Here is a 14,544-nt window from a genome sequence, read left to right as displayed (position 1 = left end):
ATGGCAAAAGCGAAAACCACCGCATTTTTCTGTAAGGAATGCGGATATGAATCATCCAAATGGATGGGGCAGTGTCCTGCCTGCAAAGCCTGGAATTCCATGGTGGAGGAACCGGTGTCAAAGTCAGCTGTCAGTCAGGGCGGTTTAGGGCGCCTGTCTTCGGGAAGCCAGAAATCCCCGATTCCGGCAGCCAAACCATCCCTTCTGTCAGAGATTGACATAGAGGAGCAGGACCGTATATCCACGGGCTTTGGAGAATTGGACCGGGTGCTGGGAGATGGAATCGTGGCCGGCTCCCTGGTGCTGGTGGGCGGAGATCCGGGTATCGGAAAATCCACCCTTCTGCTTCAGGTATGCCGGAATCTGGCAGGCGCGGGACAGCGGGTCCTGTACATATCAGGGGAGGAATCCCTGAAACAGATTAAAATAAGGGCCAACCGCATTGGCCCGGTAACCGGAGAGCTGAAATTCCTGTGTGAGACAAGCCTGGAGCATATTGAGAGGGCCATTGACACTGAGAATCCCCAGATTGCAGTCATTGACTCCATACAGACCATGTACAGGGAGGAGATATCCTCGGCTCCCGGAAGCGTCAGCCAGGTAAGGGAGTCCACGGGAATCCTGATGCAGATAGCAAAGAGCCGCGGAATTGCCATTTTCGTGGTGGGGCATGTGACAAAGGAAGGCGTGGTGGCAGGCCCAAGGGTATTGGAACATATGGTGGATACGGTACTTTATTTTGAGGGAGACAGGAATGCGTCCTACCGCATTCTGCGGAGTGTGAAGAACCGGTTTGGCTCTACCAATGAGATAGGTGTATTTGAGATGCAGGAACAGGGGCTGGCGGAGGTGGAGAATCCCTCCGAATATATGCTGGACGGCCGGCCTGAGGAAGCCTCCGGCGCAGTGGTGTCCTGTTCCTTTGAGGGCACCAGGCCCATCCTTTTAGAGGTACAGGCCCTGGTGACGGAAACCAATTTCGGTATGCCCAGGCGAACAGCGGCCGGTACGGATTACAACCGTGTCAACCTGCTGATGGCCGTGCTGGAGAAGCGCTGCCGCTATGAGATGTCGCGGCTGGACGCCTATGTGAACATCGCGGGAGGCATGAAGATGAACGAGCCCGCCCTGGACCTGGCCATTATCATGGCCCTTATGTCCAGCTACAAGGACAGGCCCGTGGATTCAAAGATGCTTATATTCGGGGAGGTGGGCCTGTCAGGAGAGGTCAGGGCCGTATCCCAGGCCGGCCAGCGTGTGAATGAGGCTGCCAAGCTGGGTTTTACCACCTGTGTGCTGCCAAAGGTATGCGCGGATAAGATGAAGCAGGTGGAGGGCATACGCCTGATTGGAGTTTCCAATGTGCGGGAGGCCATTGGAATCATATAAATGGAAGCATATAAACGGCAGAATAGAAATGGAAGCGGCAGGCGGGGGTGCGGCCTGCCGCTGTCCCGGCTCTAATCCTTCTCCGTTGTCCGGTTTTCAATATGATATGGCTGCTGCGGTGATTTCATGGTTTTCATATTTTTGCAAATATCAGGAAAAACACTTTTTTTGAAAAAACAGTTGACACTTTCTCAAACCTGTGGTATCCTAATTGAGGTTCGGAAGGGTTCCAAACCAAAGAGATAAACCATAGGGGAATAGTTCAATGGTAGAGCAGCGGTCTCCAAAACCGTAGATGGGGGTTCGAGCCCCTCTTCCCCTGCTGACTATTTTAACGAATAGCCCAACCCGAAGAGAGTCGAGAAATCCTTATTTTATGAGGGCACTGAAAAACTCCCGTTTTTTTGTGGGAGTTTTTCTTTCTTCTATAATATAGTGTCAGAGATTATGATTCACTAAAAAATATGGGCTGTTTTATCATCCGGCCAGAGAGTATGAAAAAAAGTCTGTAAATTGAGATCTTCTATGATAAGTTAATGAGAAAGGTAGGTGGATGTCGTGACCACCTACCTTTACTATACGGATGCTTTTGGATTCTGTCAAGATGTATTGGAAAATCCCATCAAATTATGGTACACTTCTTACAGGAAAACATCAGGAGGTGTGCCATGAAGCTAAAAACAGACGATCCCTTTGTACCTGAAGATATCAGGGCAAAGATCAATGGACTGCAGTCCCTGCTGGATCATGCAGCCGACTTATACAGTGATATCTATAGCTGGTATGACAGTGAACTGAAATCCTATGACCCGAAAGCCACCGCAGACGATGAACTGTTTGACCCTGGCACAGGGACTGTTGTGGAGGGGATCGATTACCTGTCTATCATGGAATCCCTGTCAGAGCTGCAGACAGCCAACGAATGTAAAATGCAGAGGGATTAACCTTGTGTCCCATCGGCCTGGCCTCTGGCGATGTCTTCCCGTATCAGGGCCTTGATGGCCCCTTGGACGGAAGTGTCCCTGCCATATTTGTGCTGTCTGACCCAGGCCAGGATATCTGCATCTGTCTTCATATTCAGTTTTAACTTCACCTGTACAGTATTATAGCTGTCGTACCTGTCCTGAGCATCGTATTTTGAAAATCCATACATGGAAAGCTCCTTTCCGGATAGGTGTACACCTATGCCTGTGCGCTCTTATTCCGGCAGTCTGCCTTCGTACATAATGGACAGTTCCCCATAGACCTGCCCCCAGTTGCGGATGGGCATGGTCCACTTCTTCGTCGCCTCGAACGTGGCCAGGTACAGAGCCTTTAAGAGCGCCGTGCTGCCCGGGAACACGCTCCGCTGGCGGTTGAGCTTCCGGTAGGTAGAGTTGAGGCTCTCGATCGCGTTGGTAGTATAGATCACCTTCCTGACCTCCATGGAAAACTTGAAGATGGGGGATACCACATCCCAGTTGTCATGCCAGCGTTTCATTGAGTTGGGGTACTTTGGCGTCCACTTTTCCGTCACCTTCTCCAGCGCCTCCAGCGCCTTTTCCTCGTTTGCGGCATGGTAGATGGTTTTCAGGTCCGTGGCAAATGCTTTCCGGTCCTTGTCGGAGACGTATTTCAGCGTGTTCCGTACCATATGTACGATGCAGCGCTGCTGCTCCGTCTTCGGGAATGCCGCCGTTATGGCTTCCTTAATGCCCGTGAGCCCGTCCGAGCAGAGAATGAGGATATCCTTCACACCGCGGTTCTTCAACTCGTTCAGAACGCAGAGCCAGTACTTGGAGCTTTCATTCTCCCCGATCTGTATGCTCAGGACTTCCTTTTTACCTTCCAGCGTAAGGCCGAGGATGACATAGGCGGCAAGCTTGCGGATTACCCCGTCCTCCCGCACGGAATAATGGATTGCGTCGATGTAGACCACGGGATAGACTTCCTCCAGCGGGCGGTTCTGCCAGTCTTCAATCTGCGGCAGTATCTTGTCCGTCACGTCCGAGATGAACCCTTCCGAAGCCTCAAAACCATAAATGTCCATCAAGGTATCCGAGATTTGGCGGGTTGTCATGCCTTTTGCATACATGGATATGATCTTCTGGTCAATGCCGGAAATGTCCTTCTGGCGCTTTCTTACCACCTGGGGTTCAAACGTGGACTTCCTGTCCTAGGGCACCTGGATGTCCATGCTCCCGAAGCTGCTGTTGATCCGCTTGGGCTTGTAGCCATTGCGGTAATCATCCGAATCCGACCGTTCTGACCTCCCATAGCCGAGATGCTCATCCATCTCCGCTTCCATCATCTCCTTCAGGGTGCTCCCCAGCAGGTCTTTGAGGGCTTCCTGGATATCCTCCGCAGTCTGGATGTCATACTCTTCCAGGAGCTGATGGACGATGTTCCTTTTCCCCTCCGTCATGACTACTTTGTGTACGGGCTGTTTTTCTCTTCTTGCCATAATAATAGGCCTCCTTATGATAATAGATTTTATCATAGAAGACCTAATGCTTAATAGCTATTTACAGAAAAACTTTCATACTCTCTCCGGCCAGTGCAATCAACTTCGTTATTCTCTTAATATTTGCTACGAATGCCGTAAAATTCATTTGCAATTCCATAGCAAACAATCCCACTGAATCTGCTCTGCCTAATCCGTGGGCTTCCTTTAATTCCCCATTCTTTTCTTCAATCCGGTGCCGTATCTTCAGGCGTTCTTGAAATTCTTCGCTTGCTTCAAATTCCAGCCTGCTCCGGTTCTTTTCTCTTGCTTGGGTAATACTATAGCTGTGGGTTTTCCACTTCCCTACTTTACACTGTCCTTTTAGAGGGCACTTTTCGCATTTTTTCTTGCTGAATACGTAATTCCGGTACTGGTTCCCGTTCTTTGCCTCCCGCTTCTCAACCCGCATGGCCAGTTCACCTGCCGGACATTGCAGCATCTTTGCATCTTTGTTAAAACTGAATCCTTCCTCAAGTTTCGCTTCCGCAGCAGCCGCGGCCGCAGGATTTATTTTCGTAAGCGTCAAATAAGAACGTGTAGTGAAATATTTGGCGTTCTCTTGTAAACTTGGGGTTAGAGTTTTTAGAGTTCCCTCCCAAAACTCTAAATCCAGATAAAGGAGAATACCAATGGACATTTCCGCTTTAACTCCGGATAAACAGGTAAAACTTCAGTACTGGCTGGACGTGATCCGGCAATGCAGAGCCTCCGGTCTAACAAACCAGGCATGGTGCGAACAACATCATATCTCCCTAAAAAGCTATTACTACTGGATCGCAAAGATCCGGAAACTGGCGCTTGAAGAACTGCCCCGAAAGAGTCATGGATGCAGGCCGGTCATGGAGCAGACTGCGTTGATTCCGGATGCGGCTCCGGAATTTACGGAGGTATCCCTTCACGGCAGGCAGGATCCCTGTGCCGCTCCTGCAGCAGTACTCCGTGCCGGTACGGTGACTGTTGACCTCTTTGAAGATACGCCCCGCGAGTTGCTGGAGACCATTCTGAAAGCGGTGAGATCATGTTAGGTGACCTCTCCCGGGTGGAAAAGATCTATCTGCGCACCGGGTACACAGATATGAGAAAACAGCTGGACGGTCTGGTGGATATCATCCAGTACAGCTTTCAGCTTGACCCTTACAGCAATTCCCTGTTCCTTTTCTGCGGGAAACGGGCGGACCGGATCAAGGCAGTCCATTATGAAGGGGACGGCTTCTGCCTGTTCTATAAGCGCTACGAAAACGGCCGCCTCCAATGGCCGCGGACGGGCGAAGAAGCCAGACAGATCTCCCACCAGCAGCTCCGCTGGCTGCTGGAGGGCCTGAACCCGGAGCAGCCAAAAGCGGTCCGCAGCTGGGTTCCCCCGAAGCCTGAACCCCCCGGGAATTCCTTATAAATGCTGGAAAATCCTGCTGTTTTATGGTATAATGAATTTATCAGAACAGGAAGGTTTTCAGCCCATGCAGGATACAGAGCAGGAGTACCAAAAGCAGATCAAAGAACTGGAACAGCAGGTCCGGCTCCTTAGGGAGCAGGTTGATTTCCTTACCCGTAAACTTTATGGAACAAAATCAGAGAAGACGTCTGCCCTTGAAATAGAGGGACAGATGTCTCTTTTTAATGAAATGGAATCCTGTGCTGAGCCGGATGCCCATGAGCCGGATCTGGTGGAGGTCGAAAAACATCTGCGTAAAAGGAAATATGCCGGCCAGCGGGAAAAACTGATAAAAGACATTCCCCGCAGCAAAGTGCTCCACACGAGCGATGAAAGTGAACAGATCTGTGAGAGATGCGGAGGTACCATGGTAAAAGTTGGTGAGGAGTTTGTGCGTACCGAGGTACAGTTCATCCCTGCCAGCCTCAAAGTGGTTGACCATTACCGGGAAACCTATGAATGCAGGGCATGCCGCAAAAACGGGACGCCTTATATGGAGAAATCCCCGGTGCCCCATCCTCCGGTCATGCACTCCCTTGCATCTGCTTCCACGATCGCATGGCTTGTCCATCAGAAGTTTGAACTGGGCATCCCCTTATACCGTCAGGAAAAGGAATGGGAAGCCATGGGGCTGTCTTTAAGCAGGGCAACGATGTCAAACTGGCTCCTGGCCGTCTGCCGGGACTGGCTTTCCCATGTGGTCTCCCATCTCAGACGGGAACTTCTAAAGCAGGGATATCTGCATATCGACGAGACCCACGTGCAGGTGCTGAAGGAACCAGGGAGGAAGAACACTTCGGATTCCTATATGTGGGTGTACTGCAGCACCAGGGACAGCAAACGGCCGGTCCGGTATTTTGAGTACCAGCCGGGGAGGGGTGGGAAATATCCGGAAACATTTTTAAAAGGCTATACCGGATATATCCATACGGATGCTTATTCCGGGTATAATGGGGTGAAAGGGGTTACGAGATGTCTGTGTTACACACATCTGCGCCGCGCTTTTGTGGACGCGCTGCCAAAAGACATCCATGGCCCGGAAGCCTCAAAACCTGCGGAAGCAGTCATTCGTCTGAATAAACTGTTTGAGATAGAAAAGGAACTGGACGGCCTTCCCCCGGAACAAAAGAAAAAAGAACGACTTGACCGCGAGAAGCCGCTTCTCGAGGCTTTCTGGTCGTGGGCAGAGATAAGCTCTGCCGGGGAATTGCCAAAGTCGAAGCTCCATACCGCTTTCCAGTATGCCCTGAACAACCGGCAGGAGTTCTTCAACTATCTTGGGGATGGAAACTGCTCCATCAGCAATTCCCTTGCGGAGAACTGTATCCGCCCCTTTGTGATCGGCCGGAAGAACTGGCTGTTTGCCGGAAGTCCGAAGGGTGCTGCCGCAAGTGCGGGAATCTACACCCTGGTAGAAACAGCCAAAGCCAACGGCCTGGATGCAATGAAATACATCAAGTATATCCTGGCAGATATGCCGGGGAGTAGATTTCTCGAAAATCCGGAATATCTGGATGACTATCTGCCATGGGATCCCATGGTGCAGGAACGTTGCCGATAACCACTGCCCTTTTAGTATAGAGGGTTAGTGGTTATTTTTCTATCCACCATCTTATTTGACGCTTACATTCTTAGATTTAGAGTTTTTAGAATTCACTCTTGAAACTCTAACCCTAAGTTTATAGGAAAATATCGAAAAAATCACTACACGTTCTTATTTGACGCTTACTTTCTTTATCAGAGAAATTTCCTCCTACTCGATTAGCGTTAGTGTGGCTCCGCTCTGTGTGCGCCGGCATTGTCGTGCCTGGGTAAACAAATGTATTTATAAAAATATGTTAACATAAAAAAAATAATGTTGGCAAATTAAGAAAGATGTTGACAAAAATAATACTATATACTATAATCATAATCGAAAGGAGTAAATAATTATGAGCTCATTATCGGCCCCTTTACAAAGGTCCTTAGTTGCAAAAGACGTTCTTTCCACGCTTCGCTATGAGATACTCACTGGCGAACTGAAGGAAGGCGAATATCTCCGCGAGGTTGCTATCAGTAAGCGCATGGATGTCAGCCGCGGCCCGGTGCGCAGGGCTCTTCAGCAGCTGGAGGCGGAGGGATTGGTTGCCTGCGAGGAAAACGGCAGAACGAGAGTGATTGGCATCTCAGACAAGGATATCGACGATATCTATGAACTGCGTCTTATTCTGGAAAAGAAGGCGATCTCCATCCTGCAGAATAAGGACATCATGGATTACGCTCCGATTCTGGACAGCCTTAATCAGTTAAAGCTGGAGAGAGACAAGGGAGAAGAATGTGCTCCTGTGAAAATGGCGGCGCTGGGTTACGACGTACATGTGGCGATTATGAAATGTTCTGGAAATAAGGCGATATTTAACGCCTGGAAATCTCTGTCCTCCATATTACAGCTTATTATGGAGATAAACGGTAATTATGTGGATGAAGAATGGGCCTTTAACAGCCATAAAACGCTGGTTGACGCGATCGTACAGAAACGGCCGGACCTGGAGCAGGTAATTGAACAGCATATGCTGGAGGATTCAAAAAATATTTATTTAAACGAGTTACAAGTAAACGGGGCACATGATGGATAACCGTGCAATACATATATAAGCGAATCCATGTGCACCCTGGATCATTGGGAGGTACATTATGAGGCTAAAGAACTTAAAACGTTGGGCGGCATGCGCTGCGGCAATATGCGTAGCGGCAACGACAGTAGGGTGTGGCAGCCTTTCAGTGCCGGAGAGCACGGCTTCTCAGGCGGAGGCTGCAGAGGAGGCAGGAAAAGAAAGCGAGACTTCCGCTGAACTGACAGAAGCGGAGAAGACAGTCCGGGTTGTGGGAAATTTGAACGGCCTCTCTCTGGATATGGGAAACGCATTTTGCGATTCCTTAGAAGAGCAGTCCGGTGGTAAGATCGCAGTGGAGCGGTACTTAACCGGCCAGGTGGGGACCAACGACGAGGATCTATGTATCGGTCTGTCCGAGGGAAACTTTGACGTGTATCTGACTTCCGATATGCTGGCGACCTGGGTGCTTCCGGAGTGGCTTGGCTACGCCAATGTGGCTTTCTGCTTCCGAGACGCGGACCATGTGAAAAAGTATTGGAAGATGCTTAAGGAAGAGCAGGGTTTAAATGATAAAATGATCGAGCAGTACGGCGTGCACGCAATCATCACCGATTCCGTGGCTGTCCGCACTCCCAGATATATCACCGCAAATAAAGAGATCAAGAGCCCGGACGACATGGTAGGCTTAAAGTTCCGTACCCCCAGTGTGGAGGGCGTAGTTGCTTCTTGGCAGGCCTGCGGTGCTTCTATTGTACCGATTCCCTTTGGCGAGCTGTTCAGTGCTCTGCAGACAGGGGCGGCGGACGCACAGGAAAACCCCACCGACATGATCATGCAAGGCGGTTTCTACAGCGTTCAGAAATACATGATGCTCACCAGCCATCAGTACGGCGCGTATTTGTTCCACGTAAATGAGAAATGGTATGAAACGCTGACAGACGAAGAAAAAGAGCTTGTGATAAATGCGGCTCAGAGCGGTTACGACCTGTTCAATGAAAAGGGAGCCGAGCAGGACGTGCAGTATATTAAGGAGCTGGAAGAGAAGGGAATGACCGTTATACCGGCGGACCAGATCGATATTGAGGCGTTTAAAGGAAAGATCATCGAACAGGTATTGGAAAAATTCAAAGATTCCTGGGCAGAAGGCGGCTGGGAAGTCATTCAGGGATTATAAAAGCAGAGTTTACAGGGGCGCCGCGGCTATAGCGTCCCTTTTTACATCTATAAGGAGAATACACAGTGAAATATATTACAAATTTTTTGGATAAATTTTTTTTTGCGCTGGCTTGTGTCTTGACGGCGGTGTTGCTTAGCATGGTTCTGGTTCAAATGCTGTGCCGCAATCTGTTCAATTTCTCTTTTACACAGGTGGAAGAATACTGCGTTCTGATGATGGCGTGGCTCACATTCCTTGCGGCGGCTTATGCGGTGCGTCACTGCGGCCATGTGGCGGTAGACTTTCTCTTTCAGAAAATGGCGCGCCCAGTAAAATATGTTCTGAATCTGGTCACGATTATGGGTCTTTTGTTCCTTACCCTCTACATGACCTGCTACGGTTATGGGCTTTCCATGCGCCAGATGAAGACGCCCCTTCCTATCACTCACATTCCCAGAGGCTGCATGTATCTGGCGGTACCGGTGTGCAGCGTTATCATGGCCCTGTTTTTTCTGGACGCGCTTATTAACTGCATACGGAAAAAGAGTATCGAGGGCGTGGTGGTTGACACCGACGAACAGATTGATCAGGAACTGGAAAGCGGCAAGAAGCTGATGGAAGAGGTTCTTGGAAATGACGGGAAGGGAGGAAGGCAGTGATGCAGGTAGGAATTCTTATTATCGTGCTGTTTCTCGTACTGCTGCTGCTCCGCGTGCCGGCGGCCTTTTGTATGCTGATCACTACGCTGGTCTACGCTTTGGTGGAGCAGTCCGTTCCGCAGTCCTTTATCCCGCAAGCCATGGTAAGCGGCTCCGCTTCCTATACTATTATGGCGGCTCCGTTCTTCATCCTAGTGGGAGAGCTGATGAACAGTTCGGGAATCACGAAAAGGCTGTTTAAATTTGCCAACGTACTTGTTGGCCATATCACCGGCGGCTTGGGGCATGTAAATGTACTAGCCAGCGTATTTTTTTCCGGAGTAAGCGGATCGGCGATCGCGGACGCGGCTGGTCTGGGCAATGTTGAGATTAAGGCCATGGTAGACGAGGGCTACGACCCCGATTTTTCAGTGGGCATTACTGCGGCTTCCTCTACGATCGGGCCTATCATTCCGCCCAGCAGTCCCATGGTACTGTATGGAATTATGAGCGGAACGTCCATCGGCGCACTGTTTATGGCAGGGATTCCCACGGGTATTCTAATGGCCGGATTTATGATGTTGGTGGTCTATATTATTTCCAAAAAGCGCAATTACCCTAAGAGCAGGAGGGCTACGCTGCCGGAGATCTGGAAGGCCTTTAAAGAAGCCTTCTGGGCGCTGTTGTCCCCGCTGATTCTTATCGTAGGTATGCTATCTGGCTTCGCTACGCCGACGGAAACTGCTGCTGTAGCGGCCGCATACTCCTTGTTTTTGGGTGTTGTGATCTACAAGGAGATGACCTGGCAAAGCCTCATGGACATCATGCGAAATTCTATCAAGAGTATCGGCATGGTCATGCTGCTTATTGCTACCGGAACCGTGTTTGCCTGGATGATTGGCACGGAGAAGGTGGCGGAAAAGAGCGCAGAGCTTTTATTTAGCCTGACGAGCAACCCGTATCTGATTCTGCTCCTTATCAACCTGTTCCTGCTGTTTGTGGGAACCTTCATGGAGACCACTTCGGCGCTGCTGGTGACGTTGCCGGTGCTGCTTCCTATTGTAAAGATTATCGGTATGAGTACCGTGCAGTTTGGAGTTATTATGGTGCTGCTCTTGATGATTGGAATGCTGACGCCGCCCATGGCGCTGTGTCTGTTTGTGACGTCGAAAATAGGAGGCATTTCCTTTGACAGGGCGTTTAAGGCTGTGCTGCCCTACTATGTGGCACTGTTAACGGTTTTGATTATCATTAATCTGTTCCCTGGCGTGACGTTAGCGCTCACAGGGCTGTAAGGAGGGAAATACGCTGCTATGGCTTCAAATATTAAATTACTGGGCTGCCAGTTAAATACCATTGACCCGGAGACGTTGATCTATTTCCAGCAGCTTGGAATCACGGATATTCAGTACAACACGCCGGACATTCCCGGAGAGAAGACCTGGGCGTTTGAGGATATCAAAGCATATAAGGAGAAAACGGAATCCTACGGGGTCAAACTGGTCTGCATTGAAAATGTGCCAATCCGGTTTTATGACAAGGTAATGCTGGGACTTCCGGGGCGCGACGAGCAGATAGAGAATTACATCGGGCTGATCCGCAGCTTCGGAAAGCTAGGAATCACTTATTTCGGATATCATTTTACTCCGACCTTCGTGTGGCGCACCTCCTATGAGGCGAAAACCAGAGGAGGGGCGAGGGTTTCCGCTTATAATGATGAGGCGGCGAGGCGGGACGGAAACCGCGTGGCTTACGCCGCCCGGCTGGACGTGGAGATTCCCGATCCTGAAGATATGTGGAAGAACCATGAATATTTTATGAAGGCGATCCTGCCGGAGGCTGAAAAGGCCGGCGTGAAGATGGCGCTTCATCCTGACGATCCGCCGGTGGCCTGTGTATCGGGTGTGGCCAGGATCTTTAACAGCTTCGAGAGCTATGTCCGCGCAGACAGGGAGACCAACAGTCCGGCCTGGGGCGTTGATTTGTGTCTAGGCTGCTGCTCGGAGATGGGCGGCGCCCCGGTGGTAGAGCGATTTATCGACTATTTCGGCCATAGGGGAAAGATTTTCTACGTTCATTTCCGGGATGTGCTGGGCGTGCCGGATGATTTTAGGGAATGCTATCTGGGCGAAGGAAACTATAACCCGGCGAGGGTGATGAGAAAGTTGAAGGAATCCGGCTTTAAGGGCTATGTCTGCGAGGATCACGTTCCCATCATGGAAAGTGATTCCAAATTCGGCCACCGCGCGCGGGCCTATGAGATCGGCAAGCTGCAGGGACTTATCAGCATGATGGATTACGATGACGAAAAATAAATACGGGGATAAGCGAGAGAGGCATTTCGAGTGCGATGTCTCTCTTTGTTTGTGCGCCATGGGCGCACTCTAACAGGTGAAAGTCGTGTGTTCTGCAAGCTGTCAACAGCTTGCCAGTGAACAGGATTCAGTGAGGAGGAAAGCCATGCTGGAAAGATTGAAAAAACAGTTGTTTTCAGAGGATGGGATGAAAGTGGTCAATATCCTGTTTATTCTTTTGTATCTGGTCAGAAATCCCCTTTTTACCATATGTGCTTACACGGTATGGTTTGTTTATTTGGTATATTCTGTCAGGAATACAAAAAGTAAGGGGATGAAGATATTTTATTCAGTATTAAGTGTGTTCGCGATGATATTAGTACTGCTTAATGCTTATTTTACATTCATATAGTTGGGAGCTATGAGTAAGGCGGCGAAATACAGGAATTTAGGCGTTTAAAGCACACTCGAAAATCGAAAGTCTGAGAGGAATATTTTGTTAAAACGTATAAGATTTACCAAGTGGATTCATTTACAAAGGACAGATTTCATGGCAATCCTGCCGGCGTAATTCCTGATGCAAAGGGACTGACAGAGGAGCAGATGCAGAGAATCGCCAGAGAATTAAATAATTCGGAAACAGCTTTTATTTTTGAAGCAGATTCTACGGATTATGATGTAGAAGTACGGTTTTTTGCACCCACAACAGAAGTTCCTATATGCAGTCATGCCACGATAGCGGCCCATTATGTCCGGGCCAAAGAGAAAAATTTAGAATGCGGAACAGTTGTCCAAAAAACAAAAGCAGACTTATTGCCCGTGGATGTTGTCCGAGACGAAAACGACTACTCAATCATAATGACGCAGGGAACACCTGCGGTATCTGCGCCTGCTGGGGATACTGTAAGAAATCGGATTGCGGACGCTTTGGGAATCGCTCGTGAGGAGATTTGCAGGGAATATCCCGTTGCGATTGCTTCCACCGGGCATTCCAAGGTTATGGTTCCTCTTTATTCAAATGAGCTGCTTCACGGACTTCAGCCGGATTTGCAAAAGCTGACGGAGATTAGCAAACAAATTGAGTGTAACGGGTATTATGCCTTTACACTCAATCCGCAGAAAATAATTTTGGTCCACGGAAGGATGTTTGCCCCGGCGATTGGGATTGCGGAGGACCCTGTAACAGGAAATTCAAACGGCCCGCTGGGCGCTTATTTAGTACATTATAATATTTTGCAGGATGCCGATGAACCGTGCCTCGACTTTGATATTTTGCAGGGGGAAGCTGTCAAACGCGATGGCACAATACATGTTCATGTTGAAAAAGAGCACGGAGCGCCGAAGTTGGTTCAAATTACGGGGAATGCTGTAACTGCCTTTTCAACGGAGATTACCATTTAAATATATGATAAAGAACTGAATTTCCTATTATTGGATAATTCAGCTTCGCCCTATTGGGATGTTATTATGACAATTGAAGGCAATAGTTGGTAAATAAAATATGGAGGTAATCATTTTAGATAAAGCAACTTTTCTTTTCCGGATATTTGAGTTATGATAAAAGCAAGATTCTTAAAGGGAGAGGAAAAAGCGTTGCTATGGGTTCTGATAAAAAAAGTATTATAATAATAGGATGCGGTGTACTAGGGTCAATTATTGCAGATGGTATTAATGATAAACTGGTGAAGCACTATGAGATATCCGCGGTTTATGACAGGCAGCAGTTCCAGGCAGAGAAGCTGGCAGAACGGCTGGGGGTCAAAAGGGCGTTGTATCTTGAAGAAATCATTGCATATAAACCTGCTTATGTCATAGAAGCAGCCTCAAAAGAGGTTGTGGAAAGCATGGCCTGTGATATTCTTAAGGCAGGCATTGATATGATCATTCTTTCTGTGGGGCATTGGCGGATGGCAGACTGATGGAAAGAATAAATCAGGCGGGTTCTGAATCAGAGGCAAAGCTTTATGTGGCCAGTGGAGCCATAGGCGGCTTTGATCTTATGAGGGCAGTGCGTTTTGGCGGACTTGGAGATGCCGAAATACATACCACAAAGAATCCTCATTCTCTTAATGGAGCTCCCTATCTTGATGGAAAGGAATTACCGGAACATCAGGAACAATTGGTCTTTAAGGGCAGTTCAAGGGAAGCAATCGCAGGATTTCCTAAGAATGTAAATGTTGCGGTCTCCATGGCATTAGCAACCCTTGGAGTCGATGAGACAAGAGTCAAAATCAGCAGTTGTCCAGGGTTGGAAACAAATATTCATGATATCAGGCTTAATGGAGATTTTGGAACAATTGAGATTAAGGTGGCTGTAAAACCTAGTGAGAAGAATGCTAAATCGTCAACCTTAGCTGCGTGGAGCGTTTTGGCTTTACTGGAGAAAATGTCGCAGACGATTATGCTGTGATGAATTAAAGTATGAATATTAAAATTGGATGGCAGAGGATTGCAGAGATCCTCTGCTATATTTTATTGCATAAACATTTGTTTTAAACAAACATAAAATATTTGTTGAAATATTAAAATAATATTGTAATTATATAGATAATAGTG

The 14,544-nt window shown here is 48.7% G+C and carries 16 protein-coding genes, 1 tRNA gene and 1 pseudogene; 15 read left to right on the top strand and 3 right to left on the bottom strand.

All coding sequences use genetic code 11. From position 1 onward, the window contains the following. The 3 genes from radA to LA360_RS06385 all read left to right on the top strand — a co-directional run bounded on the left by radA (window position 1) and on the right by LA360_RS06385 (window position 2,333). Entirely contained in the window at window positions 1-1,389 is a 1,389-nt protein-coding gene (gene radA / locus LA360_RS06395; RefSeq protein WP_112482312.1) for a DNA repair protein RadA, read from the top strand. A gap of 251 nt (window positions 1,390-1,640) precedes the next feature. Continuing rightward, window positions 1,641-1,711, top strand: a tRNA-Trp gene (locus LA360_RS06390). A 346-nt stretch (window positions 1,712-2,057) separates the two neighbouring features. After that, entirely contained in the window at window positions 2,058-2,333 is a 276-nt protein-coding gene (locus LA360_RS06385) for a hypothetical protein (protein WP_002583244.1), read from the top strand. Here LA360_RS06385 and LA360_RS06380 read toward each other — a convergent pair. The 3 genes and pseudogenes from LA360_RS06380 to LA360_RS06370 form a co-directional block, all read right to left on the bottom strand. Further along, complete coding sequence (locus LA360_RS06380) at window positions 2,330-2,542, bottom strand: hypothetical protein (protein ID WP_002583243.1); 213 nt, start codon at window positions 2,540-2,542, stop codon at window positions 2,330-2,332. The genes LA360_RS06385 and LA360_RS06380 overlap by 4 nt on opposite strands. Before the next feature lie 45 nt (window positions 2,543-2,587). Further along, window positions 2,588-3,793: pseudogene (locus tag LA360_RS06375) on the bottom strand (IS256 family transposase). 100 nt (window positions 3,794-3,893) lie between these two features. Beyond that, window positions 3,894-4,400: a transposase gene (locus LA360_RS06370; RefSeq protein WP_160116346.1), complete on the bottom strand. Its 507-nt coding sequence runs from the start codon at window positions 4,398-4,400 to the stop codon at window positions 3,894-3,896. Between the two features lie 103 nt (window positions 4,401-4,503). Between LA360_RS06370 and tnpA the strand changes: the two genes are divergently transcribed. The 12 genes from tnpA (at window position 4,504) to LA360_RS06310 (ending at window position 14,398) form a co-directional block, all read left to right on the top strand. Then, window positions 4,504-4,899 carry an IS66 family insertion sequence element accessory protein TnpA gene (tnpA, locus tag LA360_RS06365; RefSeq protein ID WP_057571583.1) on the top strand — a complete coding sequence of 132 codons (396 nt, stop codon included), beginning with the start codon at window positions 4,504-4,506 and terminating at the stop codon, window positions 4,897-4,899. A 14-nt stretch (window positions 4,900-4,913) separates the two neighbouring features. After that, window positions 4,914-5,267: an IS66 family insertion sequence element accessory protein TnpB gene (gene tnpB, locus LA360_RS06360; RefSeq protein WP_225537351.1), complete on the top strand. Its 354-nt coding sequence runs from the start codon at window positions 4,914-4,916 to the stop codon at window positions 5,265-5,267. A gap of 64 nt (window positions 5,268-5,331) precedes the next feature. Then, window positions 5,332-6,867 carry an IS66 family transposase gene (gene tnpC / locus LA360_RS06355; protein ID WP_225537733.1) on the top strand — a complete coding sequence of 512 codons (1,536 nt, stop codon included), beginning with the start codon at window positions 5,332-5,334 and terminating at the stop codon, window positions 6,865-6,867. Window positions 6,868-7,237: 370 nt separating this feature from the next. Then, a complete protein-coding gene (locus LA360_RS06350; protein WP_002583785.1) occupies window positions 7,238-7,921 on the top strand; it encodes a GntR family transcriptional regulator in 684 nt (227 codons plus the stop codon). 58 nt (window positions 7,922-7,979) lie between these two features. After that, on the top strand, window positions 7,980-9,074 hold the full coding sequence (locus tag LA360_RS06345) for a TRAP transporter substrate-binding protein (RefSeq protein WP_057573221.1): 1,095 nt from the start codon (window positions 7,980-7,982) through the stop codon (window positions 9,072-9,074). A 140-nt stretch (window positions 9,075-9,214) separates the two neighbouring features. Continuing rightward, entirely contained in the window at window positions 9,215-9,715 is a 501-nt protein-coding gene (locus tag LA360_RS06340) for a TRAP transporter small permease (RefSeq protein ID WP_225537348.1), read from the top strand. After that, window positions 9,715-10,989, top strand: coding sequence for a TRAP transporter large permease (locus LA360_RS06335; protein ID WP_002583782.1), 1,275 nt, complete (start codon window positions 9,715-9,717; stop codon window positions 10,987-10,989). Before LA360_RS06340 ends, LA360_RS06335 begins: the two co-directional genes overlap by 1 nt. Before the next feature lie 18 nt (window positions 10,990-11,007). After that, window positions 11,008-12,009 carry a mannonate dehydratase gene (locus LA360_RS06330; RefSeq protein WP_089776424.1) on the top strand — a complete coding sequence of 334 codons (1,002 nt, stop codon included), beginning with the start codon at window positions 11,008-11,010 and terminating at the stop codon, window positions 12,007-12,009. 145 nt (window positions 12,010-12,154) lie between these two features. Beyond that, window positions 12,155-12,400 carry a hypothetical protein gene (locus LA360_RS06325; protein ID WP_057573200.1) on the top strand — a complete coding sequence of 82 codons (246 nt, stop codon included), beginning with the start codon at window positions 12,155-12,157 and terminating at the stop codon, window positions 12,398-12,400. A gap of 101 nt (window positions 12,401-12,501) precedes the next feature. After that, complete coding sequence (locus tag LA360_RS06320; protein ID WP_112482798.1) at window positions 12,502-13,389, top strand: PhzF family isomerase; 888 nt, start codon at window positions 12,502-12,504, stop codon at window positions 13,387-13,389. Between the two features lie 197 nt (window positions 13,390-13,586). Beyond that, entirely contained in the window at window positions 13,587-13,907 is a 321-nt protein-coding gene (locus LA360_RS06315) for a Gfo/Idh/MocA family oxidoreductase (protein WP_112482796.1), read from the top strand. After that, window positions 13,907-14,398 (top strand): aspartate dehydrogenase domain-containing protein, encoded by a 492-nt coding sequence (locus LA360_RS06310; protein ID WP_074926081.1) that lies wholly within the window; start codon window positions 13,907-13,909, stop codon window positions 14,396-14,398. The genes LA360_RS06315 and LA360_RS06310 overlap by 1 nt, the downstream gene beginning before the upstream one ends. The last annotated feature ends 146 nt before the right edge of the window (window positions 14,399-14,544 follow it).

Source organism: Enterocloster clostridioformis (assembly GCF_020297485.1).
Taxonomy (GTDB): domain Bacteria; phylum Bacillota; class Clostridia; order Lachnospirales; family Lachnospiraceae; genus Enterocloster; species Enterocloster clostridioformis.
Note: the sequence above shows the minus strand (reverse complement) of the source record. Positions and strands in the feature narration are given on the sequence as shown.